The sequence below is a fragment of the Acidovorax sp. BL-A-41-H1 genome (genome assembly GCF_051942715.1).
In genome coordinates, this window is the sequence record NZ_JBPVJQ010000012.1 from 79,007 (window position 1) to 96,032 (window position 17,026).

The 17,026-nt window shown below is 67.2% G+C and carries 12 protein-coding genes, 1 tRNA gene and 1 pseudogene; 4 read left to right on the forward strand and 10 right to left on the reverse strand.

Annotated features, from left to right (window positions below):
* Positions 1-328: 328 nt before the first annotated feature.
* A tRNA-Lys gene (locus ACTPOI_RS24825) sits at positions 329-404 on the reverse strand.
* An 87-nt stretch (positions 405-491) separates the two neighbouring features.
* Positions 492-1,421 (reverse strand): NAD(P)-dependent oxidoreductase, encoded by a 930-nt coding sequence (locus ACTPOI_RS24830; RefSeq protein ID WP_440114060.1) that lies wholly within the window; start codon positions 1,419-1,421, stop codon positions 492-494.
* Positions 1,422-1,520: 99 nt separating this feature from the next.
* On the opposite strand from ACTPOI_RS24830, the gene ACTPOI_RS24835 reads away from it, so the two are divergent.
* Positions 1,521-2,402, forward strand: coding sequence for an alpha/beta hydrolase (locus ACTPOI_RS24835; protein ID WP_440114063.1), 882 nt, complete (start codon positions 1,521-1,523; stop codon positions 2,400-2,402).
* Between the two features lie 48 nt (positions 2,403-2,450).
* Here the strand turns inward: ACTPOI_RS24835 and ACTPOI_RS24840 are convergent, their stop codons facing one another.
* Together ACTPOI_RS24840 and ACTPOI_RS24845 are read right to left on the reverse strand one after the other, a co-directional pair.
* Positions 2,451-3,428 (reverse strand): GMP reductase, encoded by a 978-nt coding sequence (locus tag ACTPOI_RS24840; protein ID WP_094285413.1) that lies wholly within the window; start codon positions 3,426-3,428, stop codon positions 2,451-2,453.
* A gap of 243 nt (positions 3,429-3,671) precedes the next feature.
* Positions 3,672-4,379, reverse strand: coding sequence for a hypothetical protein (locus tag ACTPOI_RS24845; protein WP_440114067.1), 708 nt, complete (start codon positions 4,377-4,379; stop codon positions 3,672-3,674).
* A gap of 43 nt (positions 4,380-4,422) precedes the next feature.
* On the opposite strand from ACTPOI_RS24845, the gene ACTPOI_RS24850 reads away from it, so the two are divergent.
* Positions 4,423-6,876: a UvrD-helicase domain-containing protein gene (locus tag ACTPOI_RS24850; RefSeq protein ID WP_440114070.1), complete on the forward strand. Its 2,454-nt coding sequence runs from the start codon at positions 4,423-4,425 to the stop codon at positions 6,874-6,876.
* Positions 6,877-7,422, forward strand: a complete 546-nt coding sequence (locus ACTPOI_RS24855; protein ID WP_440114073.1) for an AAA family ATPase — start codon at positions 6,877-6,879, stop codon at positions 7,420-7,422. It abuts the gene before it with no gap.
* 169 nt (positions 7,423-7,591) lie between these two features.
* On the opposite strand, the gene ACTPOI_RS24860 is transcribed toward ACTPOI_RS24855, so the two are convergent.
* Genes ACTPOI_RS24860 through ACTPOI_RS24875 form a run of 4 tightly spaced genes read right to left on the reverse strand, consistent with a single transcriptional unit; the run spans position 7,592 to position 12,504 of the window.
* On the reverse strand, positions 7,592-8,728 hold the full coding sequence (locus tag ACTPOI_RS24860) for a DUF1513 domain-containing protein (RefSeq protein ID WP_440114076.1): 1,137 nt from the start codon (positions 8,726-8,728) through the stop codon (positions 7,592-7,594).
* The gene (locus tag ACTPOI_RS24865) at positions 8,718-9,809 is read right to left on the reverse strand and encodes an imelysin family protein (protein ID WP_440114079.1); all 1,092 of its coding nucleotides are present in this window, start codon (positions 9,807-9,809) and stop codon (positions 8,718-8,720) included. Before ACTPOI_RS24865 ends, ACTPOI_RS24860 begins: the two co-directional genes overlap by 11 nt.
* Positions 9,806-11,287, reverse strand: a complete 1,482-nt coding sequence (locus ACTPOI_RS24870; protein WP_440114082.1) for a di-heme oxidoreductase family protein — start codon at positions 11,285-11,287, stop codon at positions 9,806-9,808. Before ACTPOI_RS24870 ends, ACTPOI_RS24865 begins: the two co-directional genes overlap by 4 nt.
* Before the next feature lie 2 nt (positions 11,288-11,289).
* Positions 11,290-12,504, reverse strand: coding sequence for an imelysin family protein (locus ACTPOI_RS24875; RefSeq protein WP_440114085.1), 1,215 nt, complete (start codon positions 12,502-12,504; stop codon positions 11,290-11,292).
* Positions 12,505-12,829: 325 nt separating this feature from the next.
* On the opposite strand from ACTPOI_RS24875, the pseudogene ACTPOI_RS24880 reads away from it, so the two are divergent.
* Positions 12,830-15,048 (forward strand): annotated as a pseudogene (locus ACTPOI_RS24880) (PhoX family protein).
* 134 nt (positions 15,049-15,182) lie between these two features.
* Here the strand turns inward: ACTPOI_RS24880 and ACTPOI_RS24885 are convergent.
* Together ACTPOI_RS24885 and ACTPOI_RS24890 are read right to left on the reverse strand one after the other, a co-directional pair.
* Positions 15,183-16,067 (reverse strand): iron dicitrate transport regulator FecR, encoded by an 885-nt coding sequence (locus tag ACTPOI_RS24885; protein WP_440114088.1) that lies wholly within the window; start codon positions 16,065-16,067, stop codon positions 15,183-15,185.
* Complete coding sequence (locus ACTPOI_RS24890; protein ID WP_252657722.1) at positions 16,021-16,869, reverse strand: BPSS1780 family membrane protein; 849 nt, start codon at positions 16,867-16,869, stop codon at positions 16,021-16,023. The genes ACTPOI_RS24885 and ACTPOI_RS24890 overlap by 47 nt, the downstream gene beginning before the upstream one ends.
* Between the last annotated feature and the right edge of the window lie 157 nt (positions 16,870-17,026).

Genomic DNA, 17,026 nt, shown 5'->3' on the forward strand with positions numbered 1-17,026 from the left:
GTGGGAGCGTTCCTGCCATGGGTACGAGGCGGGTGTGCGTTTGGATTCATGGGTCAAAAAATGGCCGCCAGAACCACGCGCCATCACACTGCCTCAGCCTTTGGCGGTGGCAATGTGGATCGTGGGATGGTGGCCGTCTGGGGAGACGCATTCGTTGCCGCCTGAGGAGGGCGGACACCAAGGCCGTGTGGCCCGGAGGTCAGAGCCTGCACCAGCAGGCTTCCGGGCGGTGCGCGCGTACTGGCTGCAAGAGTGGGGCAGTTGTTCTGAAAACAAAAAAGCCTGCTACTTATAGGTAGCAGGCTTTTTGTGCCTTGCGGCTTCGATTTGGTGGGTCCTGAGTGACTCGAACACTCGACCTACGGATTAAGAGTCCGCTGCTCTACCAACTGAGCTAAGAACCCAAATCTTTTTAAAATCTGTCTGCGTTGCTGCAGAGCCTCGAATTATGCACTAATTTTTTGGTTGTTAGCAAGTCGGGCCAAAAAATTTCACTGCATCGCGTTGCGGCTGGCCAGTTCCACAAAGAGGCCGCTGTGGTCCAGATCGCCCAGGCCATGCTCGACACCGTCGGCATACAGGGCTTCGAACAGTGCGGTGATGGGGGCATCAAAGCCTGTCTCATGGGCGGTGGCCATGGCGTTGCGCATGTCCTTGAGCTGCACGGCCATGCGGCCCCGGGGGGCGAAGTCGCGCTCCACCATGCGCTGGCCATGCAGTTGCAGGATGCGGCTGTCGGCAAAGCCACCGCTGATGGCCTCGCGGACCTTGGCCATGTCGGCCCCGCCCTTGGCCGCAAACAGCAGCGCTTCGGCCACGGCGCCAATCGTGATGCCCACGATCATCTGGTTGGCCAGTTTGGCGAGCTGTCCCGCACCATGGGGCCCCACATGGGTGGCGCGGCCCAGCGAGGTAAACACGGGCAGTGCGCGCTGAAAATCTTCGGGGCGGCCGCCGACCATGATGGCCAGGGTGCCCGCTTCGGCACCCACGGTGCCGCCGGAGACTGGCGCGTCCAGGTGCGCCACGCCCAGCTCGCCCAGGCGCGCGGCATGGTCACGCGCTTCGCTGGGCTGGATGGAGGCCATGTCGATGAACAGGCTGCCTTTGCGCATGGCCCGGGCGGCGCCCTGGTCAAACAGTACATGGCCGACCACGGGGCCGTTTTCGAGCAGGCTGATCACGATGTCGGCGTCCTGCACGGCTTCTGCGGGCGTATTGCTCACGGTGACACCATACAGGGCCAGCGGCTCTGCCTTCGCACGGGTGCGGTTCCAGGCCCGCACCGGGTGGCCCGCTTCGCTCAGGCGGCGGGCCATGGGCAGGCCCATCATGCCAATGCCGAGAACGGCGATGCGCAGGGGTGTAGTGGTCATGGCGTACTTCTTTTTGCTGAGATGAAAGGCTGTCTCTGCTGCCATCATGTGCCTTTTTGGTGCACCAGCCTGTCACGGAGCTTGCAGCTTGGAGCGAATGGAAAGATGATGCCCGAAGCTGTTTTGCCCAAGGAGACATCGCCCATGAGCTTGCCCCTGAACGACCCGGCCTGGCTGGAGCGCATGTACAACAACCGCGCGCTGGTTCCCGACCACATGGACTACCTGCAGCGCTGGGCCCGGGATTCCGCGCAGGTGCGTGCCCAGGTGCCCTGTGTGCTGGATGTGGCGTATGGCGCGGGTGCTGGGGAAACCCTGGATGTTTTCCCCTCCACGCGCCCCGCCGGCGCCCCGGTGCCGGTGCTGGTGTTCATCCACGGCGGTTACTGGCGGGCCCTCGACAAATCCGACCATTCCTTCATCGCACCCCCGTTCAACCAGGCGGGCTTCTGTGTGGTGGTGGTGAACTACGCGCTGTGCCCGGGCACGCCCGAGGCGCCGGTCACGATTCCGCACATCGTGCGGCAGATGGAAAAAGCGGTTGCCTGGGTGGCGCGCAACATCGAGGCCCATGGCGGGGATGCGCGGCGCATCACCGTGGCCGGGCATTCGGCGGGCGGGCATCTGGCGGCCATGTTGCTGACGAGTGTGTGGCCGCTGATCGGTGCAGGCCTGCCGGATGGGCTGGTGCGCAACGCGCTGTCGATCTCGGGGCTGCACGACCTGGAGCCTTTGATGCACACCCCTTTTCTGCAAGAGGCGCTGCACCTGACCGACCAGCATGTGCTGCAGGACAGCCCCGCGCGCCTGCTGGCACCCGAGCACGGCATTCTTTACTGTGTGGCGGGCGGGGATGAGAGCGAAGAATTCCACCGCCAGAATGGCCTGGTGCAGCAGGCCTGGGGTGTTCACTCGGTGCCGCGCTGCCAGGTGCTGCCGGGGCTGAACCACTTCAGCATCCTCGACACCCTGGCCCAGCCCGGCAAGGACTTGCACCACATGGCGCAGAACCTGCTGCGGATGTAGCCTGCCGCGAGGCCGTGGCATGGTGCACGGCGCCCGGCAGCGCGGGCTCTACATCAGCAGGTGTTCGCCTGCGTTGTCGCCGCCCAGGATCACATAGTTCACCTTGCGGATGTCCATCAGCTTCTTGCCCCCGGCATAGCTGATGGAGCTTTGCACGTCCTGCTCCATCTCGATGAGCGTGTTGGCGAGCTGGCCCTTGATGGGCTCCAGGATGCGCTTGCCTTCGACATGCTTGTATTCGCCCTTGTTGAAGTCGCTGGCCGAGCCGTAGTACTCCTTGAACAGCGCGCCGTCCACTTCCACCGTCTTGCCGGGCGATTCCTCGTGGCCTGCAAACAGCGAGCCGATCATCACCATGCTGGCACCAAAGCGAATGCTCTTGGCGATGTCGCCGTGGCTGCGGATGCCGCCGTCGGCAATGATGGGCTTGGTGGCCACGCGCGCACACCACTTCAGGGCCGACAGCTGCCAGCCGCCCGTGCCAAAACCGGTCTTGAGCTTGGTGATGCACACCTTGCCCGGGCCCACGCCCACCTTGGTGGCATCGGCGCCCCAGTTTTCCAGGTCGATCACGGCCTCGGGGGTGGCCACATTGCCTGCAATCACGAAGGACTTGGGCAGCTTGTCCTTCAGGTAGCCGATCATGTTCTTCACGCTGTCGGCATGGCCGTGGGCGATGTCGATGGTGATGTACTCGGGCGTGAGGCCCAGGGCCACCAGCTGGTCCACGGTGTCGTAGTCGGGCTGCTTCACGCCCAGCGAAATGGATGCGTAGCAGCCCTGTGCGTGCATGTCCTTCACGAACTGGACGTTGTCCAGGTCAAAGCGGTGCATCACGTAGAAGTAGCCGTTCTTCGCCATCCAGGTGCAGATTTTTTCGTCCACCACCGTTTTCATGTTGGACGGCACCACGGGCAGGCGGAACGAGCGCCCGCCCAGCTCCACGCTGGCATCGCATTCCGAGCGGCTTTCCACCCGGCACTTGCGCGGCAGCAAAAGGATGTTGTCGTAGTCGAAGATTTCCATGAGATTCCAAGCTCCTTTGAAAGGCGCTGCCAAACCATTTCAGCAGCGTGGGGCGCTTGGCTTGGGACCGGCTTGGTTTGTGGGCGGGGCCGTGGTGGCCACTCCGAGCCCCGCAATGCGCGGGCACAAAAAACCGGGCGACAAGAAACTTGGGCCCGGTGATTGATTCTACCCGCCTGTGCGGCAGACCCTATAACACTGATGGTATGAGCGGTATCACGGGCACCGCCGATGCGGCCGGTGTCACTGGCAGCGGGACTGCGCAGCGGCCACCACGCGGCCCTGGGCGTCCTGCACCCAGCCCACCAGGCGCAGGTGCTCTGGCTTCGCCCCCTCGGGGATGCGCACCGGGCGCATCTCCTGCTGCTTGAATTGCTCTGTTTTTGATAGCTTTTTGCCTTTATCCCATGCGCCGAGAAGCATGTTTCTGACCACATTTCTGGGCACTGCAGTGCCATCGGTTCCGGCAGGCAGGGATTCGACCAGCGCCAGGTGAAAACGCCAGGGGCCGTGCTGGCGCGCGGCGCGGGCCGGCGTGAAGGTGATGGCGGCGCCCATGTAGTCGTTGAACGGCGGGCCCTGTGCCACGCGCAGTTGCGCAGGGGCTGCTGATTCAAGGGCTGCGATGTGCACGTCGGTGCGTGCAGGCACGGGGCGGGCCAGCGTGTCCAGGCGCACCAGGGCATCGCCGTTGGCGGCGGCTGACAGGGGCGCGTCGTCGCCCAGGGCGCCGGGCACGATCCAGTCCAGCACCACGGCCTGGCCTCGGGCGGACGGGGCGGGGGTGGCCGGGTCGGTCCAGCAGGCCTCGCAGTCGGCGTTGATGAAGCGCTCGAACACCGCCACGGGCCGGGGCACGCCGTCGCTGCTGCAACTGGCCTGGGCCCAGGCGCCGGGGGTGTAAGAAAGTGCCAGCAGCAGGCCGGCCAGGGTAGGAGCAATGTTTTTCATGGGGGGGCGGGGCAGGGGCGGGGGCGCTTTCTACAATGGCCGGATGTTCCCACAAGACCTGTTTTCGGGTGCGCCGTCGCCTTCCCCCGCCGGTGCCGCCCCGGCCCCCGCGCCTTTGTCCCCCCTGCTGCAGAACCTGAACGACGAGCAATTGGCCGCCGTCACCCTGCCCGCAGGCCATGCGCTCATCCTGGCGGGCGCGGGGTCGGGCAAGACCCGCGTGCTCACCACCCGCATTGCCTGGCTGCTGCAAAACGGCCACGCCACACCCGGCGGCATCCTGGCCGTCACCTTCACCAACAAGGCCGCCAAGGAGATGGTGGCCCGCCTGTCGGCCATGCTGCCCGTGAACGTGCGCGGCATGTGGATCGGCACCTTCCACGGCCTGTGCAACCGCCTGCTGCGCGCGCACCACAAGGCGGCGGGGCTGCCGCAGTCGTTCCAGATTCTCGACACGCAAGACCAGCTCTCGGCCATCAAGCGCCTGTGCAAGCAGCACAACGTGGACGAGGAGCGCTTTCCGCCCAAGCAGCTGTCGTACTTCATCGCCAGCTGCAAGGAAGAGGGCATGCGCCCGGGCGACGTGCCCACGCACGACAGCGACAGCCGCAAGAAGGTCGAGATCTACCAGCTGTACGAGGAACAGTGCCAGCGCGAAGGCGTGGTGGACTTTGGCGAGCTGATGCTGCGCTCTTATGAGCTGCTGCGCGACAACGATCCGATCCGCGAGCACTACCAGCGCCGCTTTGCGCACATCCTGGTGGATGAGTTTCAGGACACGAACAAGCTGCAGTACGCCTGGCTCAAGCAACTGGCGGGCAATGAGGTGAACGGGCACTACGAGGCGCGGGGCAGTGTGATCGCCGTGGGCGACGACGACCAGAGCATCTACGCGTTTCGCGGCGCGCGCGTCGGCAACATGACCGACTTCGTGCGCGAGTTTGATGTCAGGCAGCAGATCAAGCTGGAGCAGAACTACCGCAGCTACAGCAACATCCTCGACTCGGCCAACCACCTCATCAGCCACAACAGCCGCCGCCTGGGCAAGAACCTGCGCACCACGCAGGGCGCGGGTGAGCCCGTGCGTGTGTACGAGGCCAGCTCCGACCTGGCCGAGGCGCAGTGGATGGTGGACGAGATCAAGCAGCTGGTGCGCAGCGACGGTTTCGAGCGCAAGGAAATCGCCGTGCTCTACCGCAGCAATGCGCAAAGCCGGGTGATCGAATCGGCGCTGTTCAATGCCAGCGTGCCCTACCGCGTGTACGGCGGCCTGCGGTTTTTTGAGCGCGCCGAAATCAAGCACGCACTGGCCTATCTGCGCCTGCTGGAGAACCCACACGACGACACCAGCTTCACCCGGGTCGTCAACTTTCCGCCGCGTGGCATTGGCGCGCGCAGCATTGAGGTGCTGCAGGACGCGGCCCGCGCTGCCGGTTGCTCGCTGCACGACGCGGTGAGCGCCGTGCCCGGCAAGGCGGGCGCCAACCTGGGCGCGTTTGTGGCCATGGTGGATGTGCTGCGTGAGCAGACCCAGGGCCTGAACCTGCGCGGCATCATCGAGCAGATGCTCGAATCCACGGGCCTGGTGGAGCACTTTCGCACCGAAAAGGAAGGCGCCGACCGCATCGAGAACTTGCAGGAACTGGTCAACGCCGCCGAGAGTTTTGTCACGCAAGAGGGCTTTGGCCGCGACGCCGTGGCCCTGCCGCTGGACGAGCACGGCACGCCGCTCACCCAGAGCATGGTCAGCCAAGGGCTGGACCCCAATGCGCCGGTGCTGGACGAGCCCCTGAAACCCGCCGTGCCCGGCATCGTGGACGCCGACACCGGCGAAACCCTCTCGCCGCTGGCAGCCTTCCTCACCCACGCCGCGCTGGAGGCGGGCGACAACCAGGCCCAGGCCGGACAGGACGCCGTGCAGCTCATGACCGTGCACGCGAGCAAGGGCCTGGAGTTTGACTGCGTGTTCATCGGCGGTATGGAAGAGGGCCTGTTCCCGCACGAGAACTCCGCCAGCGACCGTGACGGCCTGGAGGAAGAGCGCCGCCTGATGTACGTGGCCATCACCCGCGCGCGCAAGCGCCTGTACCTGAGCCACTCACAAACGCGCATGCTGCACGGCCAGACCCGCTACAACATCAAGAGCCGGTTTTTTGACGAGCTGCCCGAGGCCGCGCTCAAGTGGATCACGCCCAAGCAGCAGGGGTTTGGCTCGTATGCTCCTAATATGGGAGCTGCAAACCCATATGCAGCAGGCGGAAGAGGCAGTTTTGGCTTGAAGTCAGAGACCTTCGCCAGCCCCCCGGTGCCCGTGCAGAAGGCCGCGCCCTCGCACGGCCTGCGCGTGGGCATCGCCGTGTTCCACACCAAGTTTGGCGAAGGCAAGGTGCTGGCCATCGAAGGCACGGGCGACGATGCACGCGCCCAGGTCAGCTTTCCGCGCCATGGCACCAAGTGGCTGGCGCTGTCAGTGGCCAAGCTCACGGTGGTGGACTGAATGGGCGGGCCCGGCGCCGCAGCCTTGGTGGTGCTGGGTGGACTGCCCGGCGTGGGCAAGAGCACCGTGGCCCGCGCACTGCTGGCGCAGTGGCAGGCGGTGTACCTGCGCATCGACACCATCGAACAGGCGCTGCGCGATGCCGGAGCCGAGGTCGGCACCGCAGGCTATCGGGTCGCCTACGCGCTGGCGCGCACTCAGTTGGCGCAGGGCCTGCCGGTGCTGGTGGACTGTGTGAACCCCTTGCCGGTGACGCGTGATGCCTGGCACGGCGTGGCCCGTGGCGTGCCGGTGCCGTGGCTGGATGTGGAGGTGGTCTGCTCGGACGCGGCAGAACACCGGCGCCGCGTCGAGAGCCGCAGCAGCGACGTCCCCGGGCTCACGCCGCCCAGCTGGCACGCCGTGCAGCAGCATGACTACCAGCCCTGGCCTGCATCGCAGACCGCGCGGAGGGTGGTGGACACTGCGCGCATGGCGCCGGAGCAGATTGCCGCTGAGGTGTTGGCCGTGTTGCGGCAGCGCCAGCTTGAGCTGTCCGGCGAGTAAGCCCGCCAGGGTGCAACCCGGCGGAACACTGGGGGACGTGTAGCGGTGGTGTCGGGTTACGCTGCGCTCACCCGACCTACGGGGCGTTGCGCTGGATAGGTTTTGCTTCTCTTTTGATAGCTAAAAGCGCTTATCTATAGCGCGGGGAAGCCTGTTTTTTCTTGAATTTTCAGCCCTTCAACACCACCCAGTGGTTGTCCAGCCGCGCGCCTTGCAACCCCGCACCATGCGGATGTGCCAACGGTGCCGCAGCCTGCGCGTTCTGCAGGCTGCTTGCGAGGCCGCCCGCCCACAGCGCGCCGCCGCGCACGGCCAGCGGGCATGCCTCGGGCAGCGGCACCAGGCCGTGCCAGTCGCCCTGCAAGGAGAACAGGGCGATGCGATGGGCGCGCGGGCAGCTCACGGCCCAGCCGGTGGGGGTGGCGGCCATGCTGCCGCCGTAGCCGTGCAGGCGCTGGGCAATTGGTTCTGGCGCCGCCACCCCGCGCAGCGCGGTGCCGTCAAACAGCGCGAGCACGGGGGCGGCATTCTTGATGGCGGCATCGTCGTGTTCGGCCTGCAGCGCGATGCCCAGCAGGGCGCCGTCGGGGCTCCAGGCCAGGTGGCGCAGGCTCAGGCGCGGGTCCAGCAGGCGCCATTGGCCGAGCAGGCGGCCCGTGTGGGCGTCAAGCCGCACGAGCGATGAGTCCATGGCGCCCAGGTCGCGCTTGACGCGGCCGGTTTCGGGCGCGGTGGGCACGCCGCCGTTGGCAACGATGAGGGTGGGGGCGCCGCCATTGCGTCCCCGGATGTCCCAGGCCAGCTCGTGTGCATCGATGCCATGGGTGGGCCATGCGGCGGTGGTAGCGAGCGTGCGGGCATCGCGCACCACAACCCAGCTCGCGCCCGTCTCGGCATCGGTTTCGGTGGTGTACAGCCGCTGGCCATCGGTGCTGGCCAGCACATGGCCGTTGAAGGATCGCTCGCCGTCTTGCCACAGCCACTGGGGCTCGCCGCCTGCGCCGGGCCGCCAGCGCACCAGCCAGTCGCCGGGGCGGCGGGCCGTGGCGATGACCGACCCGTCGGGCAACACACACAGGCCGTGCGCGCGGGTCGGCACCTCCAGCGTGGCGTGAACCTGCAGCGCCTGCCCGGCGCCTTCGTGCGTGGACAGCACGCCGATATGGAAACTGCCCCGGTGTTCCCACGCGGCGGCCAGGTACACGCGGTCACCGGCGGTGGCGAAGGCCGCGCCGGGGGCGAGCACGCAGGCGCCCAGACCCGCGAGAGCGGCCAGGGCATGGCGGCGGTGCAGGTCAGTCGCCATCGGCGTCCGAGAAACCAATGCTCACCTGCAGCGCGGGCGCCACTTCGGATTCGGCCAGGAACTTCAGTGCGGCCAGATCACGCGCGGTCTGCTGGATGGCCGCCTTGTTCTGCAAGCCGTTTTTTTGCACCTGCGCCATCGATGCGTCCACCTTGTCGGTGGCAAGGCGCAGTTTGTCGGCCAGCGGGTTCAGGCCCTTGCCGCGCAGGTACATCTCCAGTGGCACCAGCGCCTCGCCAGCGGCGGGGATGTGGGCGTGGGCGGGCAGGGTGGTCAGGCTGCGCAGCCCGCCCCAGGTGGCGGCCCAGGCGGGCAGCGTGCTGCCGCTGGCGGTGCGGGGGTAATCCGGCGTGCGCGCGCCAGATCCCGATCCGGCGGCGCGCAGCGGCTTGTCCATCTGCGCCCAGCGCAGGCGTTCGATGCCGCCCACCCACTGGTTCACAAACTCGCTGATGGCCTGGGTGGACTGCTCCTGCTCATCCTCGGCGCCCCAGTCGGTGCCCGAGGCGTCGGCAAAGGCTTTTTCGAGCGCGGCGGACTCGCGGGCCACGTCCTGCGCCACCTCGTGGGCGTAGCTGCAGGCAGGGCTGCCGGGCTGGGCGGGGCGTGTCCACAGCAGCCATTCCAGCGCGGGCAGGCCCTTGGCGGGCGTGCCGATGCGCTCGAACGCCTTGGCGCCCTGGGGCTGGGCGGCGATGGCTTTGTCGATCAGGGCCGGGCGCGTGGGCGTGAAGTCGATGGCGCGCTGGCTGCGGCGGGCGATGATGGGGCCCACGGACACGGCAGACAGCTGCTCCCACGCGCGGGTTGTGGCCTGCCAGGCGGTGCGTGCGGATTCGAGCGCCGCCTTGCCGCCTGCTGCAGGCGCTTCGCACAGCGTCGCCACGGCGGGCACCAGGGCGCGTGCGCTGCGGTCGAAGTCCTGTGCGCGCGGCAGGGCCCAGTGGCCGTAGATGCCTTGCAGGGCGTGCACCGTGTCGTAGAAGGGCACGGCATTGCGCTGCCAGGCGAGGGTGGCAGTTTGCGCCGGGGCCGCCAGGGGCAGGGCCAGCAGCAGCGCGGCAAGGGTTCTAATGGTCATAGTGACTCCACGAATTTCACCAGCGCATCCCGGTCGGCCTTCTTCATTTTCAGCACCTGGTCCTTGGCTGCCTCGGCCTCGCCGCCGTGCCACAGCACGGCTTCCAGCACGCTGCGTGCACGCCCGTCGTGCAGCAGGCGGGTGTGGCCGTTCACGTCCTTGATCAGGCCCGTGCCCCACAGCGGCGGGGTCTTCCACTGGCGGCCGTTGGCGCCAAAGTCGGGGCGGTTGTCGGCCAGGCGCTCGCCCATGTCGTGCAGCAGCAGGTCGGTGTAGGGCCAGATGCGCTGGCCGCTCAGCGCCTTGCTGGTGAGTTGCGGGAAGGGGCCGCCCTGGGTGACGTAGCTCGGCCGGTGGCAGGTGGCGCACTGGGCTTGCGCAAACAGGGCCTGGCCGCGCAGCACCTGCGCATCGTTGATGCTGCGGCGCGCGGGCGGTGCCAGCGTGGCCTGGTAGAAGACCACGTCGGCCAGGGTCTTGTCGTCGATTTCTACGCCGGGCTGGCCCTGGTCGCCGCCACTTTGACCGCTGGGTGCGGCCAGGCAGTCCTTCTGCGCGGGCGTGCAGGCCTCCTGTGCAAATTGGCGTGAGGTGATGCCCATGTCGCCCAGGAAGGCGCCGCCGGTCTGGTGCGCAATCGTGGCCACATTGGCCTTCCAGCCAAAGCGCCCGAGCATCATGCGGCCTGATGGCGCATCCCACACCTGGTTGGGCACGCCCTTGATGGGGCCGGGGGTGGCGGCCTGGTCGGCGGCGTTGGCAAGGATGTCGGCCTCGGCAATGGCTTCCAGCAGGCCCACGCCGATGATCTGCGGTGCGATGCGCGGGCTGATCATCACCTGAGGGTGCATGGGGCCGTAGCCCAGGTCGGCAAAGCCGTACACGGGCTTTTGCAGGCTGTAGGGCGTGCCGTCGGCAAATTTGCCGTTGATCGTTTCGTAGCGCAGCGTGACGCGCCCTTCGGGTTGGACGCCCTGAATAGCCGCATTGTTGAACTGATCGCCGTACACCGGGTCGGGCCGGGGCCCGCCGTGCGCGTCGGTGCCGGGGATCGACAGGCGGATCAGCAAGGCCACGGTCGGGTCTTTGGTCTCGCCCAGGCGGTTGAAGATGGCTGGCGGCTCGCCGCGCCCGTCCTGCACATGGCAGCCACCGCAGGATCGTGCAATGAAATGCGGGCCCAGGCCATCGCGCGCCTTGGTGGAGGCGGGGGCCTCGACCCAGTTGCGGCGGAAGAACGAGTTGCCAATGACAAAGCGCGTGCGCTCTTCATCGCTCAGGTTGGCCGCCGGGAACGAGAAGGCATTGCGCCCGGTGGCGAACACGGTGGTGTCGCCGCCGGTCTTCTCGCCCAGCGGGTCGGGCGCGGGGGCGGCCGTCAGGGCGCTGAACCCGATACCTCCCAGGGCGATCACGCCGATGCTGGCTGCCGCCAGGCGCAGGGCGCGTTGGCGGCGTGTGGCTTGCGGAATCTGCATGTTCAGGGCTGCACCAGCGTGAGTTTGGTGATGCCGATGGCGTTGGCTGCGGCCACCAGGTCCTTGCTTTGCTGCGTGAGGCTGTCGATGGTTTTCTGGATGCGCTGGCGGCCTGGGGCATCCTTGCCGCCGATGATCTCGCGGTCGAACGGTGCCTGGATGCCTTCGGCGGCTGCCACCGAGGCCGCGATCTGCTGCGTGGTCTTGTCGGCCAGCGCGGCGTCCTTGGCGGCCACCAGGTCACGCAGCGATGGGCCCTTCACCAGGCTGCCGTCCGCGCGCTGGTACTGGCCCAGCCACACGTTCTGGATGCCCTTCGCGTTGGTCACCGCGTCGCGGTGCGTGTTGTCGGAGAAGCACGAATGTTCGTCTTCCTGGTCCTGGCTGTTCAGGGCCACTTCCAGTCGCTCGCCCGCCAGCTCGCCACGAGAGAGTGAGCCCAGGCCCACGAGCATCTTGCGGATCGACTCGTTGCCGCCGCGCACGAACTTGGCGCGGTAGTTGTTCTTCGCATCGGGCGCCCAGGCCTTCACCAGCGCGGTGAGATCGTCAATCAGCAGGTCGGTCACCACGTTCAGGTATTGGCGGCGGCGGTCGGCGTTGGGGGCCTTGCCGTCCACGAAGTCTTCAAAGTTGCGGTTGCCTGGGCCCGTCTCGGACAGATCCTGCCCCCACAGGAAGAACTCGATGGCGTGCCAGCCGGTGGCAATGTTCTCCTCGCCGCCGCGCTCGTTCTGGGCCGAGAGGTTCTTCTTGGTGATGGCGAACTTGCGGTTGTTGACCAGGCCAGCGCTGGGTTTGCCCTGCACGCTGTCCACAAAGGATTCGTCCATGGGCCAGGCGTTGATGCGGCCTTCGGGGCCGTTGTCGTTGTCGATGGGGCCACCGTAAAAGCGGAAGGCCTCGGTCTGGCCATAGAACTCGCGCGCAGCCAGCCACTTCTTGCGGGCTTCGGCCAGGGTCTCGGCCGAAGGCTTGGCAGTGAAGGCCAGCACCGCCTCGCGCAGCGCCTGGGCGCTGGCCAGGGTGTCGGCGTAGTTTGCATGCACCAGGGTGGCGTAGTGCGCTGCCACGGCCTGCGAGGTCACCGCTTGTGCGGCCTGGGCCTGGGGGGCGGCTGCTGTCGGGGTCTGTGCTGCGGCGCCGGTGCTGCAGGCGAGGGTGGTGGCGCACAGGGCCGCTGCCAGCAGCGATGTCTTCAGGAAGGGCGAGGTCATGCAGGGGTCTCCAAAGGGGCACGCAGGCTGCTGCACCGACAGCCGGGGGCTGGGCGGGGCGCCGCGATGACGGGGTGGGAACGGAGGGGCCGCACTGGCTGGTGGGGGCCGCGCACAGGCCTTGGGAAGGCTGGGGCGCGCGGAGATTGGCTGGGCGGTCTGGGGCGGTGAGGATTATACAAATGATAGTTATTCGTATTTGTTCAATCCCTCGGGCGCAGCCTGGAATCGCATGTCACGAAACCGACGCAAAAGCTTCACGGCGGTGTCACCCGGTTTTTCTACGCTCCACAGGCTTTGTAACCAACAACCCCCGAGGAACCCCATGACCCACCGTGTGGATGCGCCCGAGCAGGCCATCGATTTCAACAACGAAAACGCCAACACCTCCGCCAACCCCACGTTCGACGCGGTGCTGGGGGCTCGTCTGTCGCGCCGCGGCCTGCTGCGTGGCAGCGTGGGCACCGTGGGCACGGCCATGCTGGCCGGGTTTGGTGTGAGCGCCTGTGGTGGTGGTAGCGACGATGCCGTGCCTGCTGGCCCCAAGCTGCTGGGTTTTAGCGCTGTGCCCAAGAGCCTGGCCGACGTGGTGACCGTGCCTGCGGGCTACACCGCCAGCGTGCTGTTCGCGCTGGGCGACCCCATCGCCGCTGGCGTGCCTGCCTACAAGAACGACGGCACCGATGGCGACTTCGACAAGCGTGCGGGTGACCACCACGACGGCATGGAGTGGTTTGGCCTGGGCGCCGATGGCAAGCGCAACGACAACGCTACCGAGCGCGGCCTGCTGGCCATCAACCACGAAGCCACCACCGACGAAAAGCTGTCGTCGCACTTTCTGCACGCCAATGGCGGCACCACCACCTTGCCCCGCCCTGCGTCGGAAATCGACAAGGAGACCGCTGCCCACGGCATCGCCGTGATCGAGGTGGCCAAGACGGCGGGCAAGTGGGCCTACACGCCCAACTCCGCGCTGAACTTCCGCCTGACGGCGCTCAGCCCCATCGAAATCTCGGGCCCCGCACGCGGCAATGCGCAGCTGGTCACCAAGTATTCGCCCACCGGCACCACCACGCGTGGCACGCTGAACAACTGCGGCACGGGCAAGACGCCCTGGGGCACATTCCTGACCGGTGAGGAAAACTGGTTTGGCTACTTCACCCGCAGCGCCGCCGACGATGCCGCACGCGGCAACGACAAGAGCGTGACGGCCCTCAAGCGCTATGGCCGCAACCAGGGCGCCGCATCGCGCCACGGCTGGGAAAGCGGCGGCACTGCCGACCAGTACCAGCGCTGGAACAACAGCAAGACCGGCACCTCGGCCGACGGCAGCGACGACTACCGCAATGAGATGAACGGCATGGGCTACATCGTCGAGATCGACGCCTACGACAAGACCCGCATGGCCAAGAAGCGCACGGGCCTGGGCCGCTTCGGCGCACGAAAGCGCAGCGTTTGTGCAAGGTGGAAGCGGGCAAGCCCCTGAGCGTGTACATGGGCGACGACTCGCGCGGCGAATACATCTACAAGTTTGTCTCCACCGCGCTGTGGAACGCGGCCGACGCCAACGCCGCCGACCGCATGGCCGTGGGCGACAAGTACCTGGACAGCGGCAAGCTCTATGTGGCCAAGTTCAACGCCGACGGCACGGGCAGCTGGATCGAGCTGTCGCTGGCCAACACCGCCATCAGCGGCTACGCGGCCTACAAGTTTGCCGACGCGGCCGACATCGCCATCAACACCCGCATCGCAGCCGACGCCGTGGGTGCCACCAAGATGGACCGCCCCGAGTGGAATGCGGTGAACCCCGCCAATGGCGAGGTGTACTTCACGTTGACCAACAACAGCAACCGGAGTGTGAACCCCACCGGCAGCCAGTACCTGCCCGACGCGGCCAACCCCCGCGCCTACACCGACATGAAGGGCACGGCCAAGCAGGATGGCAACCCCAACGGCCACATGGTGCGCCTGAAGGAAGGTGCATCCGTGTCGGCGTTCACCTGGGACGTGTACCTGTTCGGTGCCGAAGCCGGTGCTGACAAGACGATGGTCAACATCTCGTCGCTCACGGCCGACCAGGACTTCTCCAGCCCCGACGGCCTGGCCTTCAGCAAGGCCACAGGCATCTGCTGGATCCAGACCGACGACGGCGCCTACACCGACGTGACCAACTGCATGATGCTGGCCGCCGTGCCCGGCCAGGTGGGTGACGGCGGCAAGAAGACGCTGAGCTACACCAAGGCTGACGGCTCCAAGATGGATATCGTGACCCCCGTGGGCAAGGCCGCGACCGAGAGCACGCTCAAGCGCTTCCTGGTAGGCCCTAGCGGCAGCGAGATCACCGGTGTGGCCGAAACGCCCGACGGCAAGGCCATCTTCGTGAACATCCAGCACCCGGGTGAGACCACCGCGCTGGCCAATCTGGGCGACCCCGCCAAGTACACCAGCCAGTGGCCCTCCAATGCGGGCTACGGCGCGGGCAAGCGCCCCCGCTCGGCCACGATCGTGATCACCAAGAACGATGGCGGCACCATCGGGACCTGATGCGGCGGTGGGAGGGTTGCCTCCCACGGTTCATGGGCCGGCTCTTGAGCCGGCCTTTTTGTTTTTGGGGCGGTTAACGTGCGCGGCTTGGCAAGGCTGGCGCAGAGGGCCGCAGCGGCAGCTTGCCGCCGCGCTCAGTAGTCCGGGCCGTAAGGTGATGCGGGCCGGGGGCGGGACGCGGGGGCCGGTGAGGGGGCCGCAGGAGCCGGAGCTGGTGGGGGCGGGGGTTCTGCGCCGCTGCCAGCACCGCCACCACTGCCAGTGTTGCCAGCGCTGCCCGGTGGGGCTGAATAGTCCATCTGCCCGCGCCCGTCCTTCACCCCCTTGCGCCCGGCCACCTGCCAGGCCGTGCGCTGGTTCACCAGGCCCGCCAGAAACTCCAGCTCTTCGTCGGTGTGGTTGATGGCGCCTGCAGGCGTCAGCAGCCGGCCATTGCGGGGGGCAGGCTCGGCCCAGAAGGCCTGGTGGTAGGACGACTGGCTCACCAGGCTCTCGCTGCCTGCCGCCAGGTCCACGGTGCCGTAGCAGTTGCAGAAATAGCCGCGCAGGGCCTGGTCCGGGAACACTTCGGCATAGACTCCGGTGCCCCGGATCCCGGCCGTGGCGGTGGGCAGCACGATCTGGCGGTCGGCGCCCTTGCCCCACACGCTGGCCACGGCGCCGCCCAGCACGCGCAGCACCTTGACGGCGGTGGGGGTGTCGCTCTCCAGCGCCACACGTGAGTTCTGGCGCACCATGAAGGCGCTGTCGCCCACGGTGAACACGGCGGTCGAGCCCGGGCCGGTCTCGATGCGGTCGTTGGCGGTGATGGTGTGCTGGGCGGTCAGCGGCTCGCCATTGCGCAGCACGTCACCGCGCAGCTCCACGATGTTGCTGCGGCCCTGCGCATGGGCTGCCGCCCAGCCGCCGGATGTGATCCACAGGGCGGCAGCCTGCAGCAGGCTGCGCCGCTGGAACCAGGCCAGCTCTTGTTCAGAGCGGCCCAGGAGTTGATGGGGGTGGTTGCGGTGGCTCGTCATGGGGCGCCTCGTGCACGGTGGCCGTGGATGGGGGGTCGAAGCAGTCACGGAAGGTGAACACCACCGACGTGAAGAACATGGCCGCCATCATCATGGCCGCCCCCACCATGATGCCACCGGCCGCCGCACCGGCAAGCCCCGCCACTGCGAGCAGCGCTGAAACGATGCTGACCACCAGGCCCCCCAGCAGGAACACCCCCAGCCAGCCCAGCCCGTAGACCAGAAACGCGCCAAAATTGCGCACGCAGGCCACGATGCTGAAGAACAGCGCCTTGACCGGCGGCACGCCGTGCCAGTGCACCAGCCCCGGCGCATGCCAGAACAGCAGTGACAGCGGCAAATACAGCACCATGGATAGCCACATGGCGCTCTGGAAGGCCGGGTCCTGCGCCACCTCCTGGGTCAGCTTGGCGCCACCCAGGTACACCTGGGCAAACTGCCCGCCGTCGATCAGGGCCGACAGGCCCATCACCCCCAGGAAACCCACCGCATACAGCGCGCCCAGCACCAGCATGTCGCGCAGCCGCTGGCGGCCGGTGCGAAACGCCACCAGCAGCACCGTGGGCATCGGAAACCGCCCCTGCGTGGCCTCGGCCGCAGCCACCATCATGGCCAGCGTGGCCGACGGCAGCAGCGCGAGCGCAATGGCTGGGCCCACCAGGGGCACCATGGTGGCCACCGACATGGAGGCCATGGTCATGAAGAACAGCGCTGCCAGCGCCATGGGCTGCCGCCAGAACGCCCGGATGCCAAGCTTGACCCAGGCCATGCCGGTGCGGGCGGGGACGATGTGGAGTTTCATTGAATGGGTGCAGGAGAGGGTGGGCCGGTTCACGCCGCCTTCGCCGCGCCGCGCCGGGGGCGCTGGCTTGGCGCGGTGCGCTGCGGGCAACAGGCAAGAAGCAATGGGCAGGAATTTACCCCAGGAGCCCATTCCAGCCACGGCGCAGGGGCAGCGT